Source organism: Streptomyces sp. ICC1 (assembly GCF_003287935.1).
GTDB classification, from domain to species: domain Bacteria; phylum Actinomycetota; class Actinomycetes; order Streptomycetales; family Streptomycetaceae; genus Streptomyces; species Streptomyces tritrimontium.
On sequence record NZ_CP030287.1, the window covers coordinates 4350605 to 4376355 of the forward strand.

At 69.0% G+C, this 25751-nt stretch carries 22 protein-coding genes, 1 tRNA gene and 2 pseudogenes; 11 read left to right on the top strand and 14 right to left on the bottom strand.

The window, feature by feature from the left end:
* Positions 1-33: 33 nt before the first annotated feature.
* From DRB96_RS20485 to DRB96_RS20500, 4 genes are read left to right on the top strand one after another with little or no spacing between them, the layout of a single operon-like run.
* Positions 34-963: a branched-chain amino acid ABC transporter permease gene (locus DRB96_RS20485; RefSeq protein ID WP_112449758.1), complete on the top strand. Its 930-nt coding sequence runs from the start codon at positions 34-36 to the stop codon at positions 961-963.
* On the top strand, positions 960-2783 hold the full coding sequence (locus DRB96_RS20490) for a branched-chain amino acid ABC transporter permease (protein WP_239516361.1): 1824 nt from the start codon (positions 960-962) through the stop codon (positions 2781-2783). The genes DRB96_RS20485 and DRB96_RS20490 overlap by 4 nt, the downstream gene beginning before the upstream one ends.
* Before the next feature lie 3 nt (positions 2784-2786).
* Positions 2787-3671 carry an ABC transporter ATP-binding protein gene (locus DRB96_RS20495; protein ID WP_112449759.1) on the top strand — a complete coding sequence of 295 codons (885 nt, stop codon included), beginning with the start codon at positions 2787-2789 and terminating at the stop codon, positions 3669-3671.
* Positions 3668-4384 carry an ABC transporter ATP-binding protein gene (locus tag DRB96_RS20500; protein ID WP_112449760.1) on the top strand — a complete coding sequence of 239 codons (717 nt, stop codon included), beginning with the start codon at positions 3668-3670 and terminating at the stop codon, positions 4382-4384. The genes DRB96_RS20495 and DRB96_RS20500 overlap by 4 nt, the downstream gene beginning before the upstream one ends.
* A gap of 80 nt (positions 4385-4464) precedes the next feature.
* Here the strand turns inward: DRB96_RS20500 and DRB96_RS20505 are convergent, their stop codons facing one another.
* Positions 4465-5121 (bottom strand): response regulator, encoded by a 657-nt coding sequence (locus DRB96_RS20505; RefSeq protein WP_112449761.1) that lies wholly within the window; start codon positions 5119-5121, stop codon positions 4465-4467.
* 99 nt (positions 5122-5220) lie between these two features.
* On the opposite strand from DRB96_RS20505, the gene DRB96_RS20510 reads away from it, so the two are divergent.
* A tRNA-Leu gene (locus DRB96_RS20510) sits at positions 5221-5293 on the top strand.
* 165 nt (positions 5294-5458) lie between these two features.
* A pseudogene (locus tag DRB96_RS20515) lies at positions 5459-6169 on the top strand (helix-turn-helix domain-containing protein).
* On the opposite strand, the gene DRB96_RS20520 reads toward DRB96_RS20515, so the two are convergent.
* Both DRB96_RS20520 and DRB96_RS20525 read right to left on the bottom strand, forming a co-directional pair.
* Positions 6166-6624 (bottom strand): MarR family transcriptional regulator, encoded by a 459-nt coding sequence (locus DRB96_RS20520; protein ID WP_112449762.1) that lies wholly within the window; start codon positions 6622-6624, stop codon positions 6166-6168. The pseudogene DRB96_RS20515 and the gene DRB96_RS20520 sit on opposite strands and share 4 nt — an antisense overlap.
* Positions 6625-6710: 86 nt before the next feature.
* On the bottom strand, positions 6711-7313 hold the full coding sequence (locus DRB96_RS20525; RefSeq protein ID WP_112449763.1) for a TetR/AcrR family transcriptional regulator: 603 nt from the start codon (positions 7311-7313) through the stop codon (positions 6711-6713).
* Between the two features lie 83 nt (positions 7314-7396).
* Here DRB96_RS20525 and DRB96_RS20530 point away from each other — a divergent pair, with 83 nt between their 5' ends.
* Positions 7397-8065 (top strand): alpha/beta fold hydrolase, encoded by a 669-nt coding sequence (locus DRB96_RS20530; protein WP_112449764.1) that lies wholly within the window; start codon positions 7397-7399, stop codon positions 8063-8065.
* On the opposite strand, the gene pyk is transcribed toward DRB96_RS20530, so the two are convergent.
* Positions 7997-9424 carry a pyruvate kinase gene (pyk, locus tag DRB96_RS20535; RefSeq protein WP_112449765.1) on the bottom strand — a complete coding sequence of 476 codons (1428 nt, stop codon included), beginning with the start codon at positions 9422-9424 and terminating at the stop codon, positions 7997-7999. The genes DRB96_RS20530 and pyk overlap by 69 nt on opposite strands.
* 159 nt (positions 9425-9583) lie before the next feature.
* On the bottom strand, positions 9584-10282 hold the full coding sequence (locus tag DRB96_RS20540; RefSeq protein ID WP_112449766.1) for an SIMPL domain-containing protein: 699 nt from the start codon (positions 10280-10282) through the stop codon (positions 9584-9586).
* A 141-nt stretch (positions 10283-10423) separates the two neighbouring features.
* On the opposite strand from DRB96_RS20540, the gene DRB96_RS20545 reads away from it, so the two are divergent.
* The gene (locus DRB96_RS20545) at positions 10424-12235 is read left to right on the top strand and encodes a 5'-nucleotidase C-terminal domain-containing protein (protein WP_112449767.1); all 1812 of its coding nucleotides are present in this window, start codon (positions 10424-10426) and stop codon (positions 12233-12235) included.
* A gap of 10 nt (positions 12236-12245) precedes the next feature.
* On the opposite strand, the pseudogene DRB96_RS20550 reads toward DRB96_RS20545, so the two are convergent.
* The 8 genes and pseudogenes from DRB96_RS20550 to DRB96_RS20585 form a co-directional block, all read right to left on the bottom strand.
* A pseudogene (locus tag DRB96_RS20550) lies at positions 12246-12956 on the bottom strand (SidA/IucD/PvdA family monooxygenase); the annotation flags it as partial.
* An 85-nt stretch (positions 12957-13041) separates the two neighbouring features.
* Positions 13042-13506 (bottom strand): hypothetical protein, encoded by a 465-nt coding sequence (locus tag DRB96_RS20555; protein ID WP_112449768.1) that lies wholly within the window; start codon positions 13504-13506, stop codon positions 13042-13044.
* Positions 13507-13706: 200 nt separating this feature from the next.
* Positions 13707-15125 carry an FAD-dependent oxidoreductase gene (locus DRB96_RS20560; RefSeq protein WP_112449769.1) on the bottom strand — a complete coding sequence of 473 codons (1419 nt, stop codon included), beginning with the start codon at positions 15123-15125 and terminating at the stop codon, positions 13707-13709.
* Between the two features lie 32 nt (positions 15126-15157).
* Positions 15158-15964: an ABC transporter permease gene (locus tag DRB96_RS20565; protein ID WP_112449770.1), complete on the bottom strand. Its 807-nt coding sequence runs from the start codon at positions 15962-15964 to the stop codon at positions 15158-15160.
* On the bottom strand, positions 15964-16896 hold the full coding sequence (locus DRB96_RS20570; RefSeq protein ID WP_112449771.1) for an ABC transporter permease: 933 nt from the start codon (positions 16894-16896) through the stop codon (positions 15964-15966). The genes DRB96_RS20565 and DRB96_RS20570 overlap by 1 nt, the downstream gene beginning before the upstream one ends.
* On the bottom strand, positions 16893-18044 hold the full coding sequence (locus DRB96_RS20575; protein ID WP_112449772.1) for an ABC transporter ATP-binding protein: 1152 nt from the start codon (positions 18042-18044) through the stop codon (positions 16893-16895). The genes DRB96_RS20570 and DRB96_RS20575 overlap by 4 nt, the downstream gene beginning before the upstream one ends.
* An 85-nt stretch (positions 18045-18129) precedes the next feature.
* The gene (locus tag DRB96_RS20580) at positions 18130-19380 is read right to left on the bottom strand and encodes a spermidine/putrescine ABC transporter substrate-binding protein (RefSeq protein ID WP_112449773.1); all 1251 of its coding nucleotides are present in this window, start codon (positions 19378-19380) and stop codon (positions 18130-18132) included.
* A gap of 52 nt (positions 19381-19432) precedes the next feature.
* The gene (locus tag DRB96_RS20585) at positions 19433-20959 is read right to left on the bottom strand and encodes a gamma-aminobutyraldehyde dehydrogenase (protein ID WP_112449774.1); all 1527 of its coding nucleotides are present in this window, start codon (positions 20957-20959) and stop codon (positions 19433-19435) included.
* A gap of 194 nt (positions 20960-21153) precedes the next feature.
* On the opposite strand from DRB96_RS20585, the gene DRB96_RS20590 reads away from it, so the two are divergent.
* Positions 21154-21702, top strand: coding sequence for an NADAR family protein (locus DRB96_RS20590; RefSeq protein ID WP_112449775.1), 549 nt, complete (start codon positions 21154-21156; stop codon positions 21700-21702).
* 467 nt (positions 21703-22169) lie between these two features.
* A complete protein-coding gene (locus tag DRB96_RS20595; protein WP_112449776.1) occupies positions 22170-23792 on the top strand; it encodes a TROVE domain-containing protein in 1623 nt (540 codons plus the stop codon).
* 135 nt (positions 23793-23927) lie between these two features.
* On the opposite strand, the gene DRB96_RS20600 is transcribed toward DRB96_RS20595, so the two are convergent.
* Positions 23928-24611, bottom strand: a complete 684-nt coding sequence (locus tag DRB96_RS20600) for a DUF4190 domain-containing protein (RefSeq protein WP_112449777.1) — start codon at positions 24609-24611, stop codon at positions 23928-23930.
* A gap of 108 nt (positions 24612-24719) precedes the next feature.
* On the opposite strand from DRB96_RS20600, the gene DRB96_RS20605 reads away from it, so the two are divergent.
* A complete protein-coding gene (locus DRB96_RS20605; RefSeq protein WP_112449778.1) occupies positions 24720-25745 on the top strand; it encodes an adenosine deaminase in 1026 nt (341 codons plus the stop codon).
* The last annotated feature ends 6 nt before the right edge of the window (positions 25746-25751 follow it).

Sequence of the window (25751 nt, forward strand, 5' to 3'; positions counted from 1 at the left end):
GTCACATCCGTCGAAAGACTCGGAGGACCTGCGGTGCACGAACTGCCGCAACAGCTGGTCAACGGCCTGCTACTGGGATCCATGTACGGGCTCGTCGCCATTGGCTACACCATGGTCTACGGCATCGTCCAGCTCATCAACTTCGCGCATGGCGAAATCTTCATGACCGGCGGCTTCGGAGCCCTCACCGTCTGGCTGATGCTCCCCGGGGGCACCACCATGTGGATAGCCCTCCCGCTCATGATCATAGGCGCCGTCATCGTCGCCACACTGATCGCCGTCGGCGCCGAACGCTTCGCCTACCGACCCCTGCGCAGCGCTCCCAGGCTCGCCCCGCTCATCACCGCCATCGGCCTCTCCATCGCCCTCCAGCAGGCGGTATGGGCCTGGTACCCGGGAGCCGAATCCTCCCTGATCTTCCCCGAGATCCCCGGCGGACCCTTCCACCTCGGCAGCATCACCATCCAGACCGGTGACGTCTTCCTCCTGATCGCCGCCCCCATCTCCATGGCCATCCTCGGCTTCTTCGTCAAGAAGACCCGCACCGGCCGCGGCATGCAGGCGACCGCCCAGGACCCCGACACCGCCAAGCTCATGGGCATCAACACCGACCGCATCATCACCACCGCGTTCGCCCTCGGAGCCGTCTTCGCCGCCATCGGCGCAGTCGCCTACGGCCTCAAGTACGGCGAAGTCCAGTTCAAGATGGGCTTCCTCCTCGGCCTCAAGGCATTCACCGCAGCCGTCCTCGGCGGCATCGGCAACATCTACGGCGCCATGGTCGGCGGCCTCGTCCTCGGCCTCGCCGAAACCCTGACCACCGTCTACGTCGCCGACATCCCCGGCTTCGAACAGCTCGGCGGCCAGTCCTGGGGCAACACCTGGGCGTTCGTACTTCTCATCCTCGTGCTCCTCTTCCGGCCACAAGGCCTGCTGGGCCAGCGCGTGGCGGACAGGGTGTGACCTCCATGACGACCATCACCGCGGACACCGCGAAGACCACCGCACCGGCCAAGGGATTCATCCCCCTCCCCGAGAAGACGGCCCGCGCCCTCGCCACCGCAGGCGGCGCACTCACCATCGTCTCCGCGTTCCTCGCCTGGACCTGGACCACCGCCTACCCCGGAGACCTCACCGTCTACGGCTACCCCGGCGGCCTCCAGTGGCTCGTCCTCATCGGCGGAGCCCTCACCACCCTCTTCGGCCTCGCCTCCTACGGCACCAAGGGCCTGCGCTGGCTCACCCCCGCAGGCGCCGACGCCGCGATCAAACTCGCCGCACTCGCCGCCTTCGCCACCACCTGGTACACCGTCGTCTCCATCGTCACCGAACTCGGTGCCCTCGTAGACCTCGAACCCGGCGCCGGCATCGCAGCCCTCGTCAGCCTCCTCGCCGTCATCGGCGCCTTCGCGCTCCCCTTCGAGCGCCCCGCACTCGAAGGCCCCGACCCCGACGACAGCGAATGGGAGAAGTTCAAGCACGAAGCCGGCAACCGCTGGACGACCCTCAGGGCCGCCTTCGCCACCGGACCCCTCAAGCCCGCCCGCACCCTCCCGGCCTGGACCGAGATCCTCCTGATCGCCGCCATCCTCGGCCTCGCACTCACCGTCTTCACCTACGGCATCACCACCCCGTACCAGGAACTCTTCATCGGCTTCCTGTTCACCGCCGGATTCGGTGCCGCAGCCCTCAACAAGGCCGGCCTCTTCGCCCGCGCCACCGCCCTCACCACCCGCCACCGCAACGTCGCCCTCGTCGGCGCCTTCGCAGCCGCGGCAGCCTTCCCCCTCACCCAGACCGACGACCAGTACGCGAACCTCGGCGTCAACATCCTGATCTTCGCCACCGTCGCACTCGGCCTGAACATCGTCGTCGGCCTCACCGGCCTCCTCGACCTCGGCTACGTCGCCTTCCTCGGCGTCGGCGCCTACGCCGCGGCCCTGGTCTCCGGCTCCCCCAACTCGCCCTTCGGCGTACAGCTCCCCTTCTGGGCCGCCATCCTCATCGGCGCCGCCGCCTCCATGGTCTTCGGCGTCCTGATCGGCGCACCCACCCTGCGCCTGCGCGGCGACTACCTCGCCATCGTGACGCTCGGCTTCGGTGAGATCTTCCGCATCTCCATGAACAACCTCGACGGCACCTCCGGACCCGACATCACCAACGGGCCCAACGGCATCGCGAACATCCCGAACGTCAACCTCTTCGGATTCGACTTCGGCGCATCACACACCATCGCCGGATTCACCATCGGCCGCTTCGCGAACTACTTCCTGCTGATGCTGGCGATCACCCTCATCGTGATCCTCGTCTTCCGCCGCAGCGCGGACTCCCGCATCGGCCGCGCCTGGGTCGCCATCCGCGAAGACGAGACCGCCGCCGAAGCCATGGGCATCAACGGCTTCCGCGTCAAGCTCATCGCCTTCGCCCTCGGCGCCACCCTCGCCGGCCTCGCCGGCGCGGTCCAGGCACACGTCCAGTACACGGTCACCCCCGACCAGTACAAATTCGCCGAGGCCGTACCCCCGAACTCCGCGTTCCTGCTCGCCGCGGTAGTCCTCGGCGGCATGGGAACCATCGCGGGACCCCTGATCGGCGGCTCGCTGCTCTTCCTGATCCCCAACAAGCTCCAGTTCCTCGGCGAATACCAGCTCCTCGTCTTCGGCATCGCCCTCATCGTCCTGATGCGCCTGCGCCCCGAAGGCCTCATCCCCAACCGGCGCAACCAGCTCGAACTCCACAAGGACATGGAAGCGCCCACGGTCCTCGGCAAGGCAGGGGTCTGACCCATGACGACCACCACCACCGACACCCCCGCCGCCACCACGGCGGAGACCGTCCTGGACGCACGCGGCGTCACGATGCGCTTCGGCGGCCTCACCGCCGTCAAGAACGTCGACCTCACCGTGCGCAGCGGCGAGATCGTCGGCCTCATCGGCCCCAACGGCGCCGGCAAGACCACCTTCTTCAACTGCCTCACCGGCCTCTACATCCCCACCGAGGGTGAAGTCCGGTACAAGGACAAGGTCCTGCCCCCCAAGTCGTACAAGGTCACCGAGGCCGGAGTGGCCCGCACCTTCCAGAACATCCGTCTCTTCAACAACATGACGGTCCTGGAAAACGTCCTCGTCGGACGCCACACCCGCACCAAGGTCGGACTCTGGGCCTCCCTCCTGCGCCTCCCCAGCTTCGGCCGGGAAGAAGCGGCGAGCCGCGACCGGGCCATGGAACTCCTCGAGTTCATCGGCCTCGCCCACAAGTCCGAACACCTCGCCCGCAACCTCCCCTACGGCGAACAGCGCAAGCTCGAAATCGCCCGCGCGCTGGCCAGCGACCCCGGCCTCGTCCTCCTCGACGAGCCCACCGCCGGCATGAACCCGCAGGAGACCCGCGCGACCGAAGAACTCATCTTCGCCATCCGCGACCAGGGCATCGCCGTCCTCGTCATCGAGCACGACATGCGCTTCATCTTCAACCTCTGCGACCGCGTCGCCTGCCTCGTCCAGGGCGAAAAGCTCATCGAAGGCACCGCCGCCGAGGTCCAGGGCGACGAGCGCGTCATCGCCGCCTACCTCGGCGAACCCTTCGAAGGCGCCCCCGGCGCCGAAGAAGTCGCGGAGGTCGAAGCGGCGGAGGCACACAGCAGCACCAGCACGGACGGAGAAGACCGGTGACCGCACTCCTCGAGGTCGAAGACCTCCGTGTCGCCTACGGCAAGATCGAAGCCGTCAAGGGCATCTCCTTCAGCGTCGACGCCGGCCAGATCGTCACCCTCATCGGCACCAACGGCGCCGGCAAGACGACGACCCTGCGCACCCTGTCGGGCCTGATCAAGCCGCGCGGCGGCCAGATCAAGTTCGAGGGCAAGTCGCTCAAGAAGATCCCCGCGCACGACATCGTCGCGCTCGGACTCGCCCACTCCCCCGAGGGGCGGCACATCTTCCCGCGCATGACGATCGAGGACAACCTCCTCCTCGGCGCCTTCCTCCGCAAGGACAAGGACGGCATCCAGAAGGACGTCCAGCGCGCCTACGACCTCTTCCCGATCCTGGGAGAGCGCCGCAAGCAGGCCGCCGGCACCCTCTCCGGCGGCGAGCAGCAGATGCTGGCCATGGGCCGCGCGCTCATGTCCCGGCCCAAGCTGCTCATGCTCGACGAGCCCTCGATGGGCCTCTCGCCGATCATGATGCAGAAGATCATGGCGACCATCGCCGAGCTCAAGTCGCAGGGCACCACGATCCTGCTGGTCGAGCAGAACGCCCAGGCCGCGCTGTCGCTGGCCGACCGGGGCCACGTGATGGAGATCGGCAAGGTCGTCCTGTCGGGCCCGGGCCGCGAGCTCCTGGTCAACGAGGACGTCCGCAAGGCGTACCTCGGCGAGGACTGAGCAGTCCCCTCCACACGAGTGAGGCCCGCCTGCGGATCCTGGATCCGGAGGCGGGCCTCACTCGTACGCGCTGCGGGGTGCTACTCGCCCTTGGCGGCGGCCTTCTTCTCCTCGGCGTCCTCGATGACCGCCTCGGCGACCTGCTGCATGGACATCCGGCGGTCCATGGAGGTCTTCTGGATCCAGCGGAAGGCGGCCGGCTCCGAGAGCCCGTACTGCGTCTGCAGGATGCTCTTCGCGCGGTCCACGAGCTTGCGGGTCTCCAGGCGGAGCGAGAGGTCGGCGACCTCCTTCTCCAGCGCGCGGAGCTCGGCGAAGCGGGAGACGGCCATCTCGATCGCGGGGACGACATCGCTCTTGCTGAAGGGCTTCACCAGGTACGCCATGGCACCGGCGTCGCGGGCCCGCTCGACGAGGTCGCGCTGCGAGAACGCGGTGAGCATCAGCACGGGGGCGATGGACTCCTCCGCGATCTTCTCGGCCGCGGAGATCCCGTCCAGGACGGGCATCTTCACATCGAGGATCACCAGGTCGGGGCGGTGCTCCCGGGCCAGCTCGATGGCGGTCTGCCCGTCGCCGGCCTCGCCGACGACGGCGTAGCCCTCTTCTTCGAGCATTTCCTTGAGGTCGAGACGGATGAGCGCCTCGTCCTCGGCGATGACGACGCGCGTCGTCAGCGGCGGAACGTGCGACTGGTCGGCGTCGGGCGTGGGCGTCGACTCGTGCTCGGCGGTCACGGGTGCTCCTCGTTGCAAGGCGGTTCAGCTCCCACGAGCCTACCTAGCTCCTGTATGTTTGTGACACGGAGGGTCTTCGGTATCCTTCGTTTCGAAGGGGCCCCGGTAGCCCAGCGGCAGAGGCCATGGATTCAAAACCCATTCAGCGTCGGTTCGAATCCGACTCGGGGCACTTCTCCTTCAATTTCAAGGTCGCCAAGCGATATGGCGATCTTCACTCGTCACGGTGAACGAAACTTCGATTACCGACCAACCGGACGAATGACGTCGCATGCTCCCGACTGTGGAGCACAATCCCGCGATACGCGAACACGCAGTCGTACTGCTGCGCCGAGGCATGACCAACCGAGCCGTGGCCGAGCACCTCTCGGTCCCCCGCGGAACCGTGGGCTGGTGGCTCCATGAGGACCGAAAACGCCGGGGCGAAACATACACAGCGCCGACTGACTGCCCGAGGTGCACAGGCCGAGAACTCGACCAAGGCGCGTACGCCTATCTCCTCGGCCTCTACCTCGGCGACGGCCACATCATCTCGAAGCGCAAGCAGCACCACCTGTCCGTCTTCTGCGATGCCGCGTGGACCGGCCTCATCGATGCCGCCGAGGAAGCCATGCGCCTCGTCATGCCCCTGCCCAGCGTGAGTCGCCGCCACCGACAAGGCTGCGTCGAGGTCAAGTCCTACACCCACCACTGGACCTGCCTGTTCCCGCAGCACGCGCCCGGCAAGAAGCATGAGCGGCGCATCGTCCTCGAGGACTGACAGCAGGGCATCGTCGATGCCCACCCGTGGGAGTTCGTGCGGGGGCTGATCCACTCCGACGGGTGTCGGATCACGAACTGGACCGTCCGTAACGGCAAGCGCTACGAGTACCCGCGGTACTTCTTCACCAACAAGTCGGACGACATCCGGAAGCTCTGCACCGACACCCTCGCCAAGGTCGGCGTCCAGTGGACGGTCCTGGCCCGGGGAAGCGACCCCTTCAACGTGTCCATCGCCCGCAAGGCGTCCGTCGCGCTCATGGACGCCCACATCGGGCCGAAGTACTAGCCGGGCAGGTCCCCGCTGCCGCCCAGGTTGGCCACCACGCGCCGCAGGGCGTCGATCGTCGCCGCGTACTGGGCGTCGTCAACACCCTCCCGCATCCGCTCGTGGACCTTCGCGTTGCGGTCGTGCGCGCGCACGCGGCCGGCTTCGCCCGCTTCGGTGAGGGTGAGGGTGCCGTCCGCCTCCGTGAGCCAGCCTCGGGCCGTGAGGTCGTCGTAGACGGCATCGAAGTCGGTGTCCTGGTCGTCGTACGGGGTCAGCTTCTCGGTGAGGGCGGCGCGCTTCCACTGGGCGGGGGTGGCGGCCACGTGGTTGAGGGTCCACCAGTGGGGCTGGGTGAGGTTCTCCTCGGCGAGGGCGGCGCGGAGGCCGCCTATGGCGAGGTTGGCGGCTTCTCGGGCCCAGTAGCCGATGGGTTGGGCCGCGAGCTGGTCCTGTGAGTATTCCTTGATCGTCATACTGCGAGCCTACGACCTCAAGTCACCTTGAGGTCAAGGTGACTTGGCGTGTCGGCCGCCGATGTCCGGCGCGGGCCTGGGCCCGCTCACGCGCGGCCCGTGAGGCCGTGCAGGACGGTGGTCACGTGGGCTTCCGCGTCGGCTGGGTCGAGGGGGGCGTGAGCGATGAGGAGGCGGTACCAGAACGGGCCGAAGACCAAGTCGACCGCGTGGTCGAGGTCCGTGGTGGCGGGGAGTTCCTCGCGGGTGACGGCCCTCGTCAACAGGGTCGCGACGATCTCGCGGCGGGTGGCGGCCCAGGCGCGGAAGGGTTCGGCGAAGGCGGGGTCGAGTTGGGCTTCCGCCATGAGGCCGGTGAGGGCTTTGGTGCGGACGGGGTCGTGGCCGATGCGGTAGAGGTCGGTGACGAAGGCGGTGAGGTCGCCCGCGAGGGTGCCGGTGTCGGGTTCGGGGACGCGGGTGGCGGTTTCGTGGGCGTAGGCGTCCATGACGAGGGCGGGCTTGGACTTCCACCAGCGGTAGACGGTGCTTTTGGCGACGTTGGCGCGTTTGGCGACGCCTTCGATGGTGAGGGCTCCGTAGCCGCTCTCGACGAGGAGCGCGGCGGTGGCTTCGAGGACGGAGTGGTGGGCGTCTTCGTTGCGGAGGCGGCCGCCGGTGCGGGGGTTGCCCGAAGGAGTGATTGACACGGCTTCAAGATAAGCCCTACCGTTTTATCAAAACGCGGCGTAGCGTTTTGATTGATGGAGCGGGCTGATCAGGGGGTGGAGCCATGGGCAAGATCGTGATCGCGCACGGGTACGGGATGGGTGCCGGGGACCACTGGTATTCGGCGGTGGGTGAGGAGTTCGCCGCCGAGGGGCATGAGGTGCGGATTCCGAACTTCCCGGAGCCGTTCGCGCCTGAGGCGGATGTGTGGCTGAAGGAGTTGGAGGAGGAGGCGGCGTCTGGCCCCGGGGGTGTGCCTGCGGGCGAGACGGTGTTGGTGGGGCACAGCCTGGGCGGGGTGAATGTGCTGCGGTTGCTTCAGCGGCACGACACGGAGGCCGAGGGGGCGTTCGCGGGGGTGGTGTTCGTGGCGTCGATGTCCGGGGAGGTGGGGTATGAGGCGCTGGCGCCGTTCTTCACTCCGGAGTTCGACTGGCGGAAGATCCGCAGGGCGGCGCGGGAGTTCCGGGTGGTGCATGCGGCGGATGACGCGGTGACCGGGGAGAAGACCGGTGAGCACGTGTTGCGGTGTGTGCGGGAGCTGGGTGCGCAGGCGCGGGTGACCGCGTCGGGCGGGCATTGCCCGGGTTCGGGTGGGATCCGGTTGGAGTTGCCCGACGCGGTGCGTCTTATACGTGAGGTGTTGTCGTCGTCGGGGTGGGTGTCAGCGGACGGCGTCGCCGATGTGGTGGATGCGGACGAGGTTGGTGGATCCGCTGACGCCGGGGGGTGAGCCTGCGGTGATGACGACGATGTCGCCGGGTACGCAGCGGCCGATGCGCAGGAGTTCTTCTTCGACTTGGGCGACCATGGCGTCGGTGGAGTCGACGTGGGGGCCGAGGAAGGTTTCGACGCCCCAGGTGAGGTTGAGCTGGGAGCGGGTGGAGGCGTCGGGGGTGAAGGCGAGGAGGGGGATGGGTGAGCGGTAGCGGGAGAGCCGGCGGACGGTGTCTCCGCTCTGGGTGAAGGCGACGAGGAATTTGGCGCCGAGGAAGTCGCCCATTTCGGCGGCTGCGCGGGCGACTGCTCCGCCTTGGGTGCGGGGCTTGTTGCGGTCGGTGAGTGGGGGGAGGCCCTTGGCGAGAATGTCTTCTTCGGCGGCTTCGACGATGCGGGCCATGGTGCGGACGGTTTCGATGGGGTATTTGCCGACGCTGGTTTCGCCGGAGAGCATGACGGCGTCGGTGCCGTCGATGATGGCGTTGGCGACGTCGGATGCTTCGGCGCGGGTGGGTCGGGAGTTTTCGATCATCGAGTCGAGCATTTGGGTGGCGACGATGACGGGTTTGGCGTTGCGCTTGGCGAGCTTGACGGCGCGCTTCTGGACGATGGGGACTTGTTCGAGGGGCATTTCGACGCCGAGGTCGCCGCGGGCGACCATGATGCCGTCGAAGGCGGCGACGATGTCGTCGATGTTTTCGACGGCTTGGGGCTTTTCGACCTTGGCGATGACGGGGAGGCGTCGGCCTTCTTCGTCCATGATGCGGTGGACGTCTTCGATGTCGCGGCCGCTGCGGACGAAGGAGAGGGCGATGACGTCGGCGCCGGTGCGCAGGGCCCAGCGGAGGTCGTCGATGTCTTTTTCGGAGAGGGCGGGGACGGAGACTGCGACGCCGGGGAGGTTGAGTCCCTTGTGGTCGGAGACCATGCCGCCTTCGATGACGCGGGTGTGGACGCGGGGTCCGTCGACTGCGGTGACTTCGAGGGTGACGCGGCCGTCGTCTACGAGGATGCGTTCGCCGGTGGTGACGTCTTCGGCGAGGCCTTTGTAGGTGGTGCCGCAGGTGTGGCGGTCGCCTTCGTGGTCTTCGACGGTGATGGTGAATTCGTCGCCGCGTTCAAGGAGTACGGGTCCTTCGCGGAAGCGGCCCAGGCGGATCTTCGGGCCTTGAAGGTCTGCGAGGACGCCGACGCTGCGGCCGGTTTCGTCGGATGCTTTGCGGACGTGCTGGTAACGCTCCTCGTGTTCGGCGTAGTTGCCGTGGCTGAGGTTGAAGCGGGCGATGTCCATTCCGGCTTCGACCAGGGCTTTGATCTGGTCGTATGAGTCGGTGGCGGGGCCCAGGGTACATACGATTTTCGCTCGGCGCATGGGGCGAGGGTATGCCCCTACCAGGGAGTAGGAAATTGGTTCCGGGTGCCCACTCAACAACCTTTGAGCAAAAGGTTGTTGACAATTGTTGAATGTGCATGGGGGTGCTCTGATGAGCACCCCCGGGCGCCGGTTTGCTGGGGTTTCGCGGTCAGGGGTTCACAGCTGGGGAGGGGTCATGGTGAAGCGTGCGTTCACTTGTGCGTAGACGGTTTGGCGCTGGGGTTCGAGGTCGAGGGCGGGGGGGCCTGCGTCTTCGGTGCCGCTGAAGGCCATGGTGCGCATGCCGGCGCCGGCTGCTTGGAAGGGGGCGGGGGTGTTTTCGGCGCCGAGGTCGGCGAGTTCGACGAGGGCGGCGAGGTTGGCGCCGAGTGCGGTGGCGTATTCGCGGGCGCGCTGGACGGCTTCGAGTACGGCTTGGCGGCGGGCTTCGCCGTGGGCGGGTGAGGTGGGGCGCAGGGCCCACCAGGGGCCGTCGACCTGGGTGAGTTCGAGGTCGGCGAGGCGGGTGGTGAGTTCGCCCAGGGTGGTGAAGTCGTTGAGTTCGGCGGTGAGGTGTACGCGTCCGTGGTAGGCGCGGATGCGTTCGCCGCGGCCGTGGCGGGTGAGTTCGGGGGTGATGGAGAAGGCGCCGGTTTCGAGTTTTTCGACGGGGTCGCCGTAGCTTTTGACGAGGTCGAGGACGGCGTTGTTGCGGCGGGTGAGGTCTTCGAGGGCGGTGCGCCGGTCGGTGCCGCGGGCGCTGACGGTGATGCCGATGCGGGCAATCTCGGGGTCGACTTCGAGGCGGGCTTCGCCGCGGACTGCGACGCGGGGGACTTCGGGGGTTCCGTAGGGCTGCGATGCGTCCTGGGTCATGGCTTCACTGTCGCACTGACGCTCGTGGGGGTGTGGTCATCGGATCGAAACCTGTGGGGGGTGTTGCGGCTTGTTACTGCTGGGTCAGAATCTACGCGCGTTGCACTACCTGTACGCGCGCACCTCACAAGGGGAGATGGCATGGCATTCGACCGTAGGACATTCCTGGGCACTTCGGCTGCCACGGGTGCGGCCGTGGCGCTGGCGGGGGCCACGAGCACCCCGGCCGCCGCGGCTGACGGGGTCGCGGGCGCGGCTTCGGCCGGGGGGCCGAAGACGTACGCGTTCACGGTGATGGGGACGACGGACCTGCACGGGAACGTCTTCAACTGGGACTACTTCACGGACAAGGAGTTCGACGACAAGGCGCACAACGACATCGGTCTGGCGAAGATCTCGACGCTGGTCAATGAGGTGCGGGCGCAGAAGGGGCGGCGCAACACGCTGCTGATCGATGCGGGTGACACCATTCAGGGCACGCAGTTGTCGTATTACTACGCGAAGGTGGATCCGATCACCGCGCGGCGTGGTCCGGTGCATCCGATGGCGCAGGCGATGAACGCGATCGGGTATGACGCGGCGGCGCTGGGGAACCACGAGTTCAACTACGGCATTCCGGTGCTGCGCAAGTTCGAGGAGCAGTGCGACTTCCCGCTGCTGGGGGCGAACGCGCTGGATGCGAAGACGTTGCGGCCGGCGTTCCCTCCGTACAGCATGCACCGGTTGCGGACTCCGCACGGGCGGGACGTGAAGGTGGCGGTGCTGGGGCTGACGAATCCGGGGATCGCGATCTGGGACAAGGCGAACGTGCAGGGGAAGATGACGTTCCCGGGTCTTGAGGAGCAGGCGGCGAAGTACGTGCCGCGGCTGCGGTCGCTGGGGGCGGACGTGGTGATCGTGTCGGCGCATTCGGGGTCGAGCGGTACGTCGAGTTACGGGGACCAGCTTCCGTACGTCGAGAACGCGGCGGGTCTGGTGGCGGAGCAGGTGCCGGGGATCGACGCGATCTTGGTGGGGCACGCGCACACGGAGATCCCGGAGTACCGGGTGCGGAACAAGGCGACCGGCAAGGACGTGGTGCTGTCGGAGCCGTTGAAGTGGGGTCAGCGGCTGACGCTGTTCGACTTCGAGCTGACGTGGGCGAAGGGCTGCTGGTCGGTGGCGAAGGTGTCGGCCCGGGTGGTGAACTCGAATGCGGCGGTGGAGGACCCGAAGATCGTGCGGCTGCTGTCGGACGAGCACCGCAAGGTCGTGGCGTATGTGAACCAGGTGATCGGTACGTCGACACAGGCGATGTCTTCGGCGGAGGGTCCGGTCAAGGACGTGGCGATCATCGATCTGATCAGCCATGTGCAGGCGGAGACGGTGAAAGGTGCGCTGGCGGGTACGGAGTGGGCGGGGCTGCCGGTGCTGTCGCAGGCTTCCTGTTTCTCGCGGACGGCGTCGATCCCGGCCGGCCAGGTGACGCTCAAGGATGCGGCGGGCCTGTATCCGTTCGAGAACACGCTGGAGGCGCGGCTGCTGACGGGTGCGCAGGTGAAGGCGTATCTGGAGTATTCGGCGAGGTACTTCGTGCGGACGGCTCCGGGTGAGGTGGTGGATCCGGCGAAGCTGACGAACGCGGAGGGCACGCCGGACTACAACTACGACGCCGTGTACGGGCTGACCTATGACATCGACGTGTCGGAGCCGGTGGGTTCGCGGATCACGGGGTTGTCGTTCCAGGGCAAGCCGGTGGATCCGGCGGCGCAGTTCGTGTTGGCGGTGAACAACTACCGGGCTTCGGGTGGCGGCAACTTCCCGCACGTGCCGCAGGCGAAGCAGTTGTGGGCGAATTCGGATGAGATCCGTAACACGATCATCCAGTGGGTGAAGGCGAAGGGGACGGTGGACCCGGCGCAGTTCGCGTCAGTGGACTGGCGGCTGACCCGGGCCGGGATACCTGTCTTCTAAACGTTTCTTCCTAGGGGTGCTCGACCAGCGGGAGCAGTTCGCCGAGGGGTTGGGGGCGGGTGTGCTCCCGCTGTTCGAGGCCGAAGGTGGTGAAGGCGGTGCGGGTGGGCTGGGGGTAGGCCTCTTTGCCCGTGAGGGTGTTGAGGATGGCGGCGCTGCGCCAGGCGGCGAGGCCGAGGTCGGGGGCTCCGACGCCGTGGGTGTGGCGTTCGCCGTTCTGGACGAAGATGCTGCCGGTGACGGTGGGGTCGAGGACCATCCGGTAGCGGTCGTCGATGCGGGGGCGGCCGGAGGAGTCCTTGCGCAGGTAGGGGTCGAGGCCGGCGAGGAGGCGACTGAGGGGGCGCTCCTTGTAGCCGGTGGCGAGGACGACGGCGTCGGTGGTGAGGCGGGAGCGGGTGCCTTGTTCCACGTGTTCGAGGTGGAGTTCGACCTTGGTGGTGGCGACTCGGCCTGCGGTGCGGACGCTGACTCCGGGGGTGAGGACGGCGTCGGGCCAGCCTCCGTCGAGGGTGCGGCGGTAGAGCTCTTCGTGGATGGCGGCGATGGTGTCGGTGTCGATGCCCTTGTGGAGTTGCCATTGGGCGGGGACGAGCCGGTCGCGGACCGGTTCGGGCAGGGCGTGGAAGTAGCGGGTGTAGTCGGGGGTGAAGTGTTCCAGGCCGAGCTTGGAGTACTCCATGGGGGCGAAGGAGGGGGTGCGGGCGAGCCAGGTGAGGCGATAAGACCCAGCATCCAGTCCGCGAAGGGGGGTGCGGCGGGGGAAGGCGCAGCGGCGCCCAAGATGGTCCAGACCAATCCTCTTGTCAAGACTTCCCGCCTCCCTGTCCCACGACGCGCGCCGCCGCCTCGTGCATGGCCAGCTCCAGGACCACCGGATCGGTGAGCGTGCCCAGCCCGTCCGGGACCACCAGCCAGCGCACCCCGCCGGTCGCCCGGCCGGGGTACGGGACCACGATCCAGGTGCCGCGTCCGGCTCCCCGTACGCCCGTCCCGATCCAGCGGGACGCCGTGCCCGCGGGCACGAAAAAGCCCAGCCGGGTGTCGCCGAAATCGGCGAGCACCGGGCCGGGCCGCTCCAGCAGCGAGGCCAGCACCTCCAGGGTGGCGTGCCCGAGCTCCCCGGGCAGGATCAGCACGTCCCACCGCCGGCCGGCGGGCAGCAGGGCGACCCCGAGGGGGTTGCGCTCCCACTCCCACCGGCAGGCCTCAGGGTCGGGTGCCACCGAGACCAGCCATTCCACTGCCGTCTTGTCCCCCGGGATCGCCATCGCCCGGCCTCCGCTCTCTCAATGTGTGTGGTGAGCAGTTCTCACCTGGGAGAGAGCGGGGCCGGGCGCGACTATGACGCGGGTTTCGTTACTCCGTGGTAGTGAATCGGGTCACAGCGCCGCGGCCGGGGTGCGCCCGGGGCGTGCGGACGTCTCTAACCCGATCAGCACACTGCCCCGGGGGGCGAGACGGGGCGGTGTCAGCTGTCGAAGCCGAGGCCGAGGCGGTCCAGGGTCTTCAGCCACAGGTTGCGGTGCCCGCCGAGGCGGTCAGCCCTGGCCAGCGACCACTTGGTCAGCGTGATCCCGGTCCAGGCGAAGGGCTCCGGCGGGAACGGCATCGGCTTGGTGCGCACCATCTCCAGCTCCGTGCGCTCGGTCGGCTCCCCGGAGAGGAGGTCCAGCATCACGTCGGCGCCGAAGCGGGTGGCTCCGACGCCCAGCCCGGTGAAGCCGGCCGCGTAGGCCACCTTCCCCGCGTGCGCGGTGCCGAAGAAGGCCGAGAAGCGGGAGCAGGTGTCGATGGCCCCGCCCCAGGCGTGGCTGAATTTCAGCCCTTCCAGCTGCGGGAAGCAGGTGAAGAAGTGCTCGGCGAGCTTGAGGTACGTCTCGGGCCGGTGGTCGTGCTCGGCGTCGAGCTTGCCGCCGTAGGGGTAGATGGCGTCGTAGCCGCCCCACAGGATCCGCCGGTCGGGGGTGATCCGGAAGTAGTGGAACTGGTTGGCGCTGTCGCCGATCCCCTGCCGGCTCTTCCAGCCGATCGAGGCGAGCTGCCCCTCGGTGAGCTGCTCGGTCATCAGCGCGTAGTCGTAGACCGGGACGGTCAGCGGGCGCACCCGCTTGACCAGCGACGGGAAGATGTTGGTGCCCAGCGCCACCCGGCGGGCGAAGATCCGCCCGTAGGGGGTCCGCACGGCCATCCCGGACCCCGAGCCGGCCAGGTCCAGCCCGCGCGTGTTCTCGTAGATCCGCACGCCCAGTTCCAGGCAGGCCCGCTTCAGGCCCCAGGCGAGCTTCGCCGGGTTGAGCATGGCGACGCCGTCGCGGTCCCAGATCCCGCCGAGGAAGGTCGGGGAGTCGACCTCCGCGCGCAGTGCGTCTTGATCCAGCCATTCGGAGCGGCCCGCGAAGCCCAGGCGCTCGGCCTCCGCGTGGAACTCGCGGAGCTCTTCGACCTGGTGCGGCTCGGTGGCCACGTCGATCTCACCGCTGCGCTCGAAGTCGCAGTCGATGCCGTAGCGGGCGACGGCGGCCTCGATCGCGTCGAGGTTGCGGGCGCCGAGCTCCTCCAGTTTCGCCAGCTCGTCCGGCCAGCGGGCCATCCCGTTGGCCAGGCCGTGGGTGAGGGAGGCGGCGCAGAAGCCGCCGTTGCGGCCCGAGGCGGCCCAGCCCGCCTCGTGCCCCTCGATCAGGACGACGTCCCGTGCGGGGTCGCGCTCCTTGGCGAGCAGCGCGGTCCACAGGCCGCTGTAGCCGCCGCCGATGACGAGCAGGTCGCAGTGCTCGTCGCCGGTGAGGGCGGGTTCGGCGGCGGGCTTGCCGGGGTCGTCCAGCCAGTACGAGACCGGCTTCGCTTCGGAAAGGGATCGTGCAGCGGTGCGCATGGCGTCTGGGGCCATGTCTTCCAACTCCCTACGGGTACGGCGAGGTGTTACTTGGGCTGTGCTTTCTTGCGGCGGTTGCCGACCATCTGGCCGGCCAGCACCACCAGGACGGCGATGACGAACATCGCCGTGCCGATGACGTTGATCTGGACGGGCGTACCGCGCTGGGCCGATCCCCACACGAACATGGGGAAGGTGACGGTGTTGCCCGAGTTGAAGTTGGTGATGATGAAGTCGTCGAAGGAGAGCGCGAAGGAGAGCAGCGCGCCTGCCGCGATGCCGGGGGCCGCGATCGGCAGGGTGACGCGCAGGAAGGTCTGCACGGGACCTGCGTAGAGGTCGCGGGCGGCTTCCTCCAGCCGGGGGTCCATGGAGAGCACGCGGGCCTTGACGGCGGCGACGACGAAGCTGAGGCAGAACATGACGTGGGCGATCAGGATCGTCCAGAAGCCCAGCTGGATGCCCATGTTGAGGAAGAGGGCGAGCAGCGAGGCGGCCATCACGATCTCGGGCATGGCCATCGGCATGAAGATCAGCGAGTTGACGGCCCCGCGCCCGCGGAAGCGGTAGCGGACCATCGCGAAGGCGATGGCGGTGCCCAGCACGGTCGCGCCGATGGTGGCCCAGACCGCGATCTGGAGCGAGAGGGACAGGGAGGCGCACATGTCGGCGACTCCGCAGGGGTCCTTCCACGCATCGAGGGAGAACTCCTGCCAGGCGTAGTTGAACCGCCCGGTGGGGTTGTTGAAGGAGAAGACCGTGACGACGACGTTCGGCAGGATCATGTAGGCGAGCGTGCCGAGCCCCGCGATCACGACGAGATTGCGGCGCAGCCAGGTGGTGGCGCTCTTCATCAGACCAGGTCCTCCGTCCCCGCTCGGCGGATGTAGATGGTGACCATGATCAGCACGATGGCCATGAGGATGAAGGACAGCGCGGCCGCCGTCGGGTAATCGAGGATGCGCAGGTACTGCGACTGGATGACGTTTCCGATCATCCGGGTGTCCGTAGATCCGAGCAGTTCGGCGTTGACGTAGTCGCCGCTCGCCGGGATGAAGGTGAGCAGGGTCCCGGAGACCACGCCCGGCATGGAGAGCGGGAACGTGACCTTGCGGAAGACCGTGGCGGGGCGGGCGTACAGGTCCCCGGCCGCCTCGTGGAGGCGGGTGTCGATGCGCTCCAGCGAGGTGTAGAGCGGCAGGATCATGAAGGGGAGGAAGTTGTACGTCAGACCGCAGACGACCGCGAGCGGCGTGGCGAGGACGCGGTCGCCCTGCGTCATGCCGAGCCAACTGGTGACGTCCAGGAAGCCGACGTTGTTCAGGACGGCGACGACCGGGCCGCCGTCGGCCAGGATCGTCTTCCAGGCGAGGGTGCGGATCAGGAAGCTGGTGAAGAACGGGGCGATGACCAGCACCAGCAGGAGGCCCCGCCAGCGGCCGGCCTTGAAGGCGATCAGGTAGGCCAGCGGGTACCCGAGCAGCAGGCACAGCGCCGTCGCGGTGCCGGCGTAGAGCAGGGAGCGCAGGAACTGCGGGTAGTAGTCGGTGAAGGCGTCCCAGTAGGTCTGGAAGTGCCAGGTGACCTTGAAGCCCTCTTCGAGGGAGCCGGTCTGCACCGAGGTCGAGGCCTGGTAGATCATCGGCAGCACGAAGAAGACGAGCAGCCACAGGATGCCCGGGAGCAGCAGCCAGTACGGGATCAGCCGCTTCTTCAGGGACGGCTTGTGGACCGGGGGCTCGCCCGGGGCGGGCGCCTGGGGCGGCGCGGCGGCGGCGGTGGTCACGCGCCCTCCTCGACCGTCTCGATGCCCGCGTCGATGTCCTGGGCCGCGTCCAGGCCGAAGGTGTGGTCCGGGTTCCAGTGCAGGATCACGTCGGCACCCGGGAGCAGGCGGGCGTCGCGCTCGATGTTCTGGACGTACACCTCGAGCTCGGGGCAGACCCGGCTGTCGATGACGAACTGGGTGGAGACGCCGATGAAGGAGGAGTCGGCGATCTTGCCCGCGACCTTGTTGCGGCCGGCCGCGATGGTGCCCTCCTCGTCCGCGTGGACCAGGGAGATCTTCTCCGGGCGCACCCCGACCAGCAGTTTTCCGCCGGCGCGGGGTGTGGTCGAACAGCGCGCCGCGGGGACGCGCAGCTTCGTGCCGGCAGAGCTGACCACGACGTCGGACGCGCCGGCTTCCAGGACCTCGGCCTCGATGAGGTTGGAGGTGCCGAGGAAGTTCGCCACGAAGGTCGTCTTCGGGTTCTCGTACAGCTCGGCGGGGGCGCCCAGCTGCTCGACGCGGCCGCCGTTCATCACGGCGACCGTGTCGGCCATGGTCATGGCCTCCTCCTGGTCGTGCGTGACGTGCACGAAGGTGATGCCGACCTCGGTCTGGATCCGCTTGAGCTCCAGCTGCATCTGGCGGCGCAGCTTGAGGTCGAGGGCGCCGAGCGGCTCGTCGAGGAGGAGGACCTGCGGGTGGTTGATCAGCGCCCGGGCGACGGCGACGCGCTGCTGCTGGCCGCCCGAGAGCTGGTGCGGCTTGCGCCGGGCGAACTGGCCGAGCTGGACCAGTTCCAGCATGTCGTCGACCTGCTTCTTGACGGACTTGATGCCGCGGCGGCGCAGTCCGAAGGCGATGTTCTCGGAGACGTCCAGGTGCGGGAAGAGGGCGTAGCTCTGGAAGACCGTGTTCACCGGGCGCTTGTACGGCGGCAGGTGCGTGACCTCGCGGTCGCCGAGGCTGACGGTGCCGGTGGAGGGCTCCTCCAGACCGGCGATCATGCGCAGGGTGGTGGTCTTCCCGCAGCCCGAGGCGCCGAGCAGGGCGAAGAAGGAGCCCTGGGGGATGGTGAGATCCAGCGGCTGCACGGCGGTGAAGGATCCGTAGTGCTTGCTGATCCCGGCGAGGCGGACGTCGCCGCCCGCGGTCTTGTCAGTCATGGGCCTGGGCCTTCGGTGGTGTGTCGTGGAAGGGGCAGGTGCCGGTACGGGCGCTGTTGCTGGTGGGGGGCAGCGGCGCGACCCGTCAGGCTCCGATGAGCTTGGCGAACTTCTCCTCGTACGCCGTCTCTTCCTCGCTGGTGAGGGAGCGGAAGGCGTGCGACTTGGCGGACATCGCCTTGTCGGGGACGATCAGGACGTTGTCCGCGAGTGCCGGGTCGATCTTGGCCAGCTCGTCCTTGACGCCCTCGACCGGGCAGACGTAGCTGATGAACGCGGCCAGCTGGGCGGCCACCGCCGGCTCGTAGTAGTAGTCGATGAGCTTCTCCGCGTTGGCCTTGTGCCGGGCCTTCACGGGGACCAGCAGGTTGTCGCTGGAGGTGATGTAGCCGGGGGCCGGGATCGCGTACTGGATGTCCGGGTTGCCGGCCTGCAGCTGGATGACGTCGCCGGCCCAGGCCAGGCAGGCTGCGAGGTCGCCCTTGTCGAGGTCCGAGGTGTAGTCGTTGCCGGTGAAGCGGCGGATCTGCTTCTTGTCCACGCCCTTTTGGAGCCGGCCGATCGCCTCGTCGTAGTCGGCGTCGGTGAAGTTCGCCGGGTCCTTGCCCAGGTCGAGGAGGGTCATCCCGACGCTGTCGCGCATCTCGGTGAGGAAGCCGACGCGGCCCTTGAGGGAGGGGTCGTCGAGCAGCTGGGTGACGGAGTCGACCTTCTTCCCGCCGGTCGCCTTGGTGTTGTAGGCGATGACGGTGTCGATGCCGGTCCACGGGTAGCTGTGCGCGCGGCCCGGGTCCCAGTCGGGGTTGCGGAACTGCGGGATCAGGTTGGCGTAGGCGTGCGGGAGGTGGGAAGGGTCCAGCTTCTGCGCCCAGCCGAGGCGGATGATGCGCGAGGCGAGCCAGTCGGTGACGACGATCAGGTCGCGGCCGGTGTCCTGGCCCGCCGCGAGCTGCGGGCGGATCTTGCCGAAGAACTCGACGTTGTCGTTGATGTCCTCGGTGTACTTGACCTTGATTCCGGTCCGCTTGGTGAACTCCTCCAGCGTGGGACGGGTCTTCTCGTCCTCGCTGGTGTCCATGTACTCGGTCCAGTTGGAGAAGTTGATCTCCTTCTCCTGGTCCGAGTGGTCGTCGGAGGCCACGGCGGGGCCGTCCGCGCGCTTGGCGGGCGGGATGCCGCAGCCGGCGAGCGCGGACAGGCCGCCGAGCGTGAGAGCGCCGACTCCGGAGGCGCGCAGCAGCGAACGGCGGGTGAGGGCCCCGCGCCCGCTGTCGATGCTGCGTCGCATCGCCGCGAGTTGCGCCGCCGAGAGGCGGTCGGGCTCGAACTGCTCCATGGGAGGTGCCCTTTCGGGATGGGTGCGGGCCGCTGGTCGGGCGGCTACTTGGCTATCGGTCCCCGAAGATCGTGCGGTGCCAGTCCTTCGCGGCGACCGCGGTGTTGTCGTACATCACGTGCTTGACCTGCGTGTACTCCTCGAAGGAGTAGGTGCTCATGTCCTTTCCGAAGCCACTGGCCTTGTAGCCCCCGTGGGGCATCTCGCTGATGATCGGAATGTGGTCGTTGATCCAGACGCAGCCCGCCTTGATCTCGCGGGTGGCGCGGTTCGCCCGGTAGACGTCGCGGCTCCAGGCGGAGGCGGCGAGGCCGTACGGGGTGTCGTTGGCCAGTGCGATGCCCTCGTCGTCGGTGTCGAAGGGCAGTACGACGAGGACCGGCCCGAAGATCTCGGACTGGACCACCTCGCTGTCCTGCGCGGCGCCGGAGATCAAGGTGGGCCGGTAGTACGCCCCGTCGGCCAGGTCGCCCCCGGGGATCTCGCCGCCGGTGACGACGGTGGCGTAGGAGCGGGCGCGCTCGACGAAGCCGGCGACCCGGTCGCGCTGGGCGTGCGACACCAGCGGGCCGAGGTCGGTGGACGGGTCGAAGGGGTCGCCGACGCGGACGGTGTCCATCAGCTCGGCGACCCGGGCGACGAAGGCGTCGTGCAGCGGGCGCTGGACGTAGGCGCGGGTGGCGGCCGTGCAGTCCTGGCCGGTGTTGATGAGGGAGGCGGCGACGGCGCCGTTGGCGGCGGCCTCCAGGTCGGCGTCGTCGAAGACCAGGAAGGGCGCCTTGCCGCCGAGCTCCAGGTGGAGCCGCTTGACGGTGGCGGTGGCGATCTCGGCGACCCGCTTGCCGATGGCGGTGGAACCGGTGAAGGAGGTCATGACCACGTCCGGGTGGCCGACCAGGTGCTCCCCCGCGTCCCGGCCGGCGCCGGTGACGATGTTGACCACGCCGTCGGGCAGGCCCGCCTCCTTGGCCGCCTGCGCGAACATCAGGGAGGTCAGCGGGGTGAGCTCGGCCGGCTTGAGGACGATGGTGTTGCCCGCGGCGATCGCCGGAAGGATCTTCCAGGCGGCCATCTGCAGCGGATAGTTCCACGGCGCGATGGAGCCCACGACCCCGATCGCCTCGCGGCGCACGTAGGAGGTGTGGTCCCCGGAGTACTCGCCCGCGGCCTGCCCCTGGAGGTGGCGTGCGGCGCCCGCGAAGAACGCGGTGTTGTCGATGGTCCCCGGCACGTCGAACTCCGTGGACAGCTTGACCGGCTTGCCGCACTGCAGGGACTCGGCGTACGCGAACTCCTCGGCCCGTTCGGCCAGTACGCCGGCCAGCCGGTGCAGCGCGTCGGAACGCTCGCCCGGGGTGGCGCCGGACCATCCGGGGAAGGCCCGCTTGGCGGCGGCGACGGCCGCGTCGACGTCCGCGGTGGAGGCCAGCTCGTAGGTGAGCACCTCCTCGCCCGTCGCCGGGTCGACCACTGTGTGTGACCGTCCGGAGGTTCCGGGCCGCAGCTGCCCGTCGATGTACTGCGCGCCCTCGGCGAAGCGGTCCTTGACCTGGACCTTGACCTGGAAGCGGTTGCCCATCACGCTCTCACGCTCTCCGTAGCTACAGTTCGAGCTAAAGCTCGAATTGAGTGCCGATCCTGGCAGAGGTGCACCCCTCGGCCAAGTGATTCCGTTGTTGCCTTTTGATTACGCGACGGAATCGGTCGACCATGTGTCGAGGCGCGCCCAAAAACCCGTACGAAGTGTCCGTGGCTCCTGCGAGACTCGCGTGCATGGAGATGATCGAGGAACTGATCGGGCAGGTCAGCCGGGGTGAGCGGGTGAAGTACCTGCCGTTCTGGGGACACCGTCCGCGGCCCGACGGGACGCTCGGCCCGAGCTGCCTCAGCCAGTGGTGGCCGTCCGTGTTCACCGTGGGTGACGTGCGGTACGCCACCGCCGAACACTGGATGATGGCCGGAAAGGCCCGCCTGTTCGAAGATCCGGAGGCGGAGCGCGCGGCGCTGGAAGCCAGGAGTCCTGCGGCCGCGAAGAAGGCCGGGCGGCTGGTGCGCGGCTTCGACGACGCGGTGTGGGAGCGGGAGCGGTTCGCGCTGGTCGTGGAGGGCAGCGTGCACAAGTTCGGCTCCGACCCGGCGCTGAAGTCCTATCTGCTCTCCACCGGCAAGCGGGTGCTCGTCGAGGCCAGTCCGATGGACCGGATCTGGGGCATCGGGCTCGCGGCCGACGACGAGCGGGCCCTGGACCCGGCGCGCTGGCGGGGGCTGAACCTGCTCGGCTTCGCCCTGATGGAGGCACGGGAGCAACTGCGCGCCGGGTAGGGGCGGCGGTGCGTTAATTCGATCGCGGCCGCCGGGGAGGGCGGCTAGCGTGATCCTCGTCCAGGTGCGAAGGCGAGACCTACTTCGACTCATAATCGGGCGGCCGCGGGTTCGAGTCCCGTCACCGGCTTCGGGCCGGTGTAGCTCAGCTGGTAGAGCACCTTGTGGTTTCGCCGAATCCGACCTCTGGACACCTACGTCACGCACCTCCCGGTGCGCATGGCTGCGGCTACTTCTTGCAGAAATCACGCCGCCGCCGCTTCTGATCTCGGGAGGCACGCGTGTGGAACGCCCGGTGCGCAGGCAGCGGCTACTTCCGGATCAACGGGTTGCGGGTTCGAGTCCCGCCCGGCTCCGGCCGGTAGCTCAATCGGATAGAGCAGTCGACACAGTCCGCCGCCGACTTCGATCTCGGGCGTTCCACACGTCACGCCTCCCCCCGTTCCACTGAATTCGGGGGGATTCACATGGCTCGTTTCAACCTGCGCCCGTCCAAGGCGGCCCCGGCCGCCGCTGTGGCGCCGCCCACCTCGCCCGTCACCTCGACCGGCGCCCGGGCCCGCAACCACCACGGCAGCCGCGGCTTCGTCCGCGACCCGCGTTCCGAGCTGTTCCTGCTCGCCGTCGCCAACTTCGTGACGCAGCGGACCACTTACGAGGACGGCGGGGACCGCGACGACCGCTTCGCCGCGCTCGTGCGCGAGCTCGCCGTGGAGGACCCCGCGTGGACGGCCGGCCTGCTCGGCTGGCTGCGCCGCGACGGCGGCATGCGTACGGCCTCGCTCGTCGGCGCCGCCGAGTACGTCAAGGCGCGGCTCGACGCCGCGGCGACCGGGGGTCCGTCGAACCGGCAGGTCGTGGACTCCGTGCTGCTGCGCGCGGACGAGCCCGGCGAGCTGCTCGCCTACTGGACCGCGACGTACGGGCGGGCCGTGCCCAAGCCCGTCAAGCGCGGGATCGCCGACGCGGTGCGCCGCCTCTACGGCGAGACCTCCCTCCTGAAGTACGACACCGCGTCCGCCCGGCGGGGGTACCGGTTCGGTGACGTCCTCAACCTCGTGCACGCCTCGCCCGACCCGGCCAAGCCCTGGCAGGGCGAGCTGTTCCGCCACGCCCTCGACCGCCGGCACCACCCGCAGGACGCCGAGGTCCCGGCGGGCAGCCGCACGCTGCTCGCGCACCGGGCCCTGATGGAGCTGCCCGTGGCCGAGCGCCGGGCCGTGGTCACCGCCGCGGACGGCGCCGAGCGGCTCGCCGCGGCGGGCATGACGTGGGAGACCCTCGCGGGCTGGCTGCAGGGGCCGATGGACGCGGCCGCCTGGGAGGCGGTCATCCCGTCCATGGGCGCGATGGCGCTGCTGCGCAACCTGCGCAACTTCGACCAGGCCGGAGTCTCGGACGAGGTCGCCGCGCGGGTCGCGGCGAAGGTCTCCGACCCGGAGACCGTCGCCCGGGCCCGGCAGTTCCCCTTCCGCTACCTGGCCGCCTATCAGCACGCGCCCTCGCTGCGCTGGGCGTACCCGCTGGAGCGGGCGCTCGGGCACTCGCTGGGCAACGTGCCGGCGCTGCCCGGCCGGACGCTGATCCTCGTGGACCGCTCGGGGTCGATGTGGTCACCGCTGTCGGACCGCTCGCAGCTGAACCGGGCGGACGCGGCGGCCGTCTTCGGCACGGCGCTGGCGCTGCGCGCCGAGCACGCGGACCTGGTGCAGTTCGGCACCGCCAGCAAGGCGGTCGCCTACGGCCCGGGCGAGTCGGTGCTCAAGGTGCTCGAGCGGTTCGGGGACCTCGGCGGCACCAACACGGCGGAGGCCGTGCGCGCGCACTACGAGGGGCACGACCGGGTGCTGATCGTCACCGACGAGCAGGCCACGTACTCCTCCGGCGGGGACCCGACCGCGCTCGTGCCGGACACCGTCCCGGTGTACACGTGGAACCTGGCCGGATACCGGGTCGGCCACGCGCCCTCCGGGTCCGCGAACCGGCACACCTTCGGCGGTCTCACCGACGCCGCCTTCCGCATGGTGTCCCTGATCGAGGACGGCCGGGACGCCGCGTGGCCGTGGGAGGCCGCGGACGCGCGGGCCTGACCGAGCCGACGCCCCGACGGGCCGGGCCGGGACACCACGTGTCCCGGCCCGGCCCGCTCTTCGTGGCCCGCTCTTCGTGGCCCGCTCTTCGTGGCCCGCTCTTCGTGGCCCGCTCTTCGCGCCCCCGCGCGCGGCTCAGTCCTGGTAGAGGACCTGTGTGTTCCTCGGTCCCGAGTACCCGCCCTCCGAGTCGGAGTCCGGGTCGCCGAATATGACGCCCACGACGATGAGCACGATCATCAGGCAGCTGATCGCGATGCCGACCGCGCCGGTGATGATGCCGGCCAGCGCCATGCCGCCGTTGTCCGCCTCGCCGCGCTTGGCCTTGCCCCGGCCGAGCACGCCGAAGATGACGGCGGGTACGCCGAACAGCAGGCCCAGGTAGCAGGTGACCACGGCGATGATCCCGAGCACGAGCGCCGTGACGCCGAAGCCGTTGCTCCGCTGCGGGTAGGCCGGGAATCCGCCCTGCCCCGGGTATCCGGGGTAGCCCTGGTACCCGCCGTACGGAGCCTGCGGGGCAGCCGGCTGGCCCGGGTAGCCGTACGGGGTCTGCGGCGCGGCCGGCGGGGCCGGGTAGCCGTACCCGGCCGGATCCGGCTGCGCCGGATACCCGTAGGCGGGCGTCGGCCCCGGCTGGGACGCGGGCACGGGCGCCTGCCCGGCCGGCGGCGCACCCGGCGGCATGCCGGCGCCGGGCATGCCCGCGACGGTCTGCTGGTCGTGGACCCCCGGCACGCCCTGCTGCTTCCCCAGGTCGACGGCGGGCCTCTCGGGCGGCGCCCAGGGGTCTCGCGGCTCAGGGCTCTGATCGGTCATACGGCGCCCCCCTCTCGTACAGCCATGCTAAGCGCTGCCTGCGACAGTCCGGGGCCTGCCTACGATGAAGGCGATCCGTCCGCACCGCGTCCCTCCGGAGGCACCCTCATGCCCGACCTGCACCCCTTCATCGCGGGGCTGCCCAAGGCCGAACTGCACGTCCACCACGTCGGCTCGGCTTCCCCGCGCATCGTGGCCGAACTCGCCTCCCGGCACCCCGACTCCAAGGTGCCCACCGATCCCGAGGCCCTCGCCGACTACTTCACCTTCACCGACTTCGCGCACTTCATCGAGGTCTACCTGTCGGTCGTCGACCTCGTCCGCACCCCCGCCGACGTACGCGACCTCACCTTCGAGGTCGCCCGCGACATGGCCCGGCAGAACATCCGCTACGCCGAGCTCACCATCACCCCGTACTCCTCCACCCGCCGCGGCATCGAGGAGAAGGCCTTCATGGAGGCCATCGAGGACGCCCGCAAGGCCGCCGAGAGCGAGCTCGGCGTCATCCTGCGCTGGTGCTTCGACATCCCCGGCGAAGCCGGTCTGGAGGCCGCCGCCGAGACCACCCGCCTCGCCGTCGACCTGCGCCCCGAAGGGCTCGTCTCCTTCGGCCTGGGCGGACCCGAGATCGGCGTGCCGCGCCCGCAGTTCAAGCCGTACTTCGACGCCGCCCGCGCCGCCGGCCTGCACAGCGTGCCGCACGCCGGTGAGACCACCGGCCCGGAGACCGTCTGGGACGCCATCCGCGAGTTGGGCGCCGAGCGCATCGGCCACGGCACCAGCTCCGTCCGTGATCCGGAGCTGCTCGCCTACCTCGCCGAGCACCGCATCGCGCTGGAGGTCTGCCCGACCTCCAACATCGCCACCCGCGCGGTCACCGACCTCGACCTCCACCCGGTCAAGGAGATGGTCGCGGCCGGCGTGCTCGTCACCATCAACAGCGACGACCCGCCGATGTTCGGCTCCGACCTGAACAACGAGTACGCGGTGGCCGCCCGGCTGCTGGACCTGGACGAGCGGGGCCTGGCCCAGCTCGCGAAGAACGCCGTCGAGGCCTCCTTCCTGGACCCGGCCGGCAAGGCGGAGCTCAGCGCCGAGATCGACACGTACACCTCCGCCTGGCTGGCCTCCTGACGCCTG

What these genes read in the sequence shown, in the direction of transcription:
- DRB96_RS20495 (WP_112449759.1), top strand. Translation starts at nt 2,787, where the DNA reads ATGACGACCACCACCACCGACACCCCCGCCGCCACCACGGCGGAGACC.
- DRB96_RS20520 (WP_112449762.1), bottom strand. Translation starts at nt 6,624, where the DNA reads ATGACGATCAAGGAATACTCACAGGACCAGCTCGCGGCCCAACCCATC.
- DRB96_RS20530 (WP_112449764.1), top strand. Translation starts at nt 7,397, where the DNA reads ATGGGCAAGATCGTGATCGCGCACGGGTACGGGATGGGTGCCGGGGAC.
- pyk (WP_112449765.1), bottom strand. Translation starts at nt 9,424, where the DNA reads ATGCGCCGAGCGAAAATCGTATGTACCCTGGGCCCCGCCACCGACTCA.
- DRB96_RS20540 (WP_112449766.1), bottom strand. Translation starts at nt 10,282, where the DNA reads ATGACCCAGGACGCATCGCAGCCCTACGGAACCCCCGAAGTCCCCCGC.
- DRB96_RS20545 (WP_112449767.1), top strand. Translation starts at nt 10,424, where the DNA reads ATGGCATTCGACCGTAGGACATTCCTGGGCACTTCGGCTGCCACGGGT.
- DRB96_RS20555 (WP_112449768.1), bottom strand. Translation starts at nt 13,506, where the DNA reads ATGGCGATCCCGGGGGACAAGACGGCAGTGGAATGGCTGGTCTCGGTG.
- DRB96_RS20560 (WP_112449769.1), bottom strand. Translation starts at nt 15,125, where the DNA reads ATGGCCCCAGACGCCATGCGCACCGCTGCACGATCCCTTTCCGAAGCG.
- DRB96_RS20565 (WP_112449770.1), bottom strand. Translation starts at nt 15,964, where the DNA reads ATGAAGAGCGCCACCACCTGGCTGCGCCGCAATCTCGTCGTGATCGCG.
- DRB96_RS20575 (WP_112449772.1), bottom strand. Translation starts at nt 18,044, where the DNA reads ATGACTGACAAGACCGCGGGCGGCGACGTCCGCCTCGCCGGGATCAGC.
- DRB96_RS20580 (WP_112449773.1), bottom strand. Translation starts at nt 19,380, where the DNA reads ATGGAGCAGTTCGAGCCCGACCGCCTCTCGGCGGCGCAACTCGCGGCG.
- DRB96_RS20585 (WP_112449774.1), bottom strand. Translation starts at nt 20,959, where the DNA reads ATGGGCAACCGCTTCCAGGTCAAGGTCCAGGTCAAGGACCGCTTCGCC.
- DRB96_RS20590 (WP_112449775.1), top strand. Translation starts at nt 21,154, where the DNA reads ATGGAGATGATCGAGGAACTGATCGGGCAGGTCAGCCGGGGTGAGCGG.
- DRB96_RS20595 (WP_112449776.1), top strand. Translation starts at nt 22,170, where the DNA reads ATGGCTCGTTTCAACCTGCGCCCGTCCAAGGCGGCCCCGGCCGCCGCT.
- DRB96_RS20600 (WP_112449777.1), bottom strand. Translation starts at nt 24,611, where the DNA reads ATGACCGATCAGAGCCCTGAGCCGCGAGACCCCTGGGCGCCGCCCGAG.
- DRB96_RS20605 (WP_112449778.1), top strand. Translation starts at nt 24,720, where the DNA reads ATGCCCGACCTGCACCCCTTCATCGCGGGGCTGCCCAAGGCCGAACTG.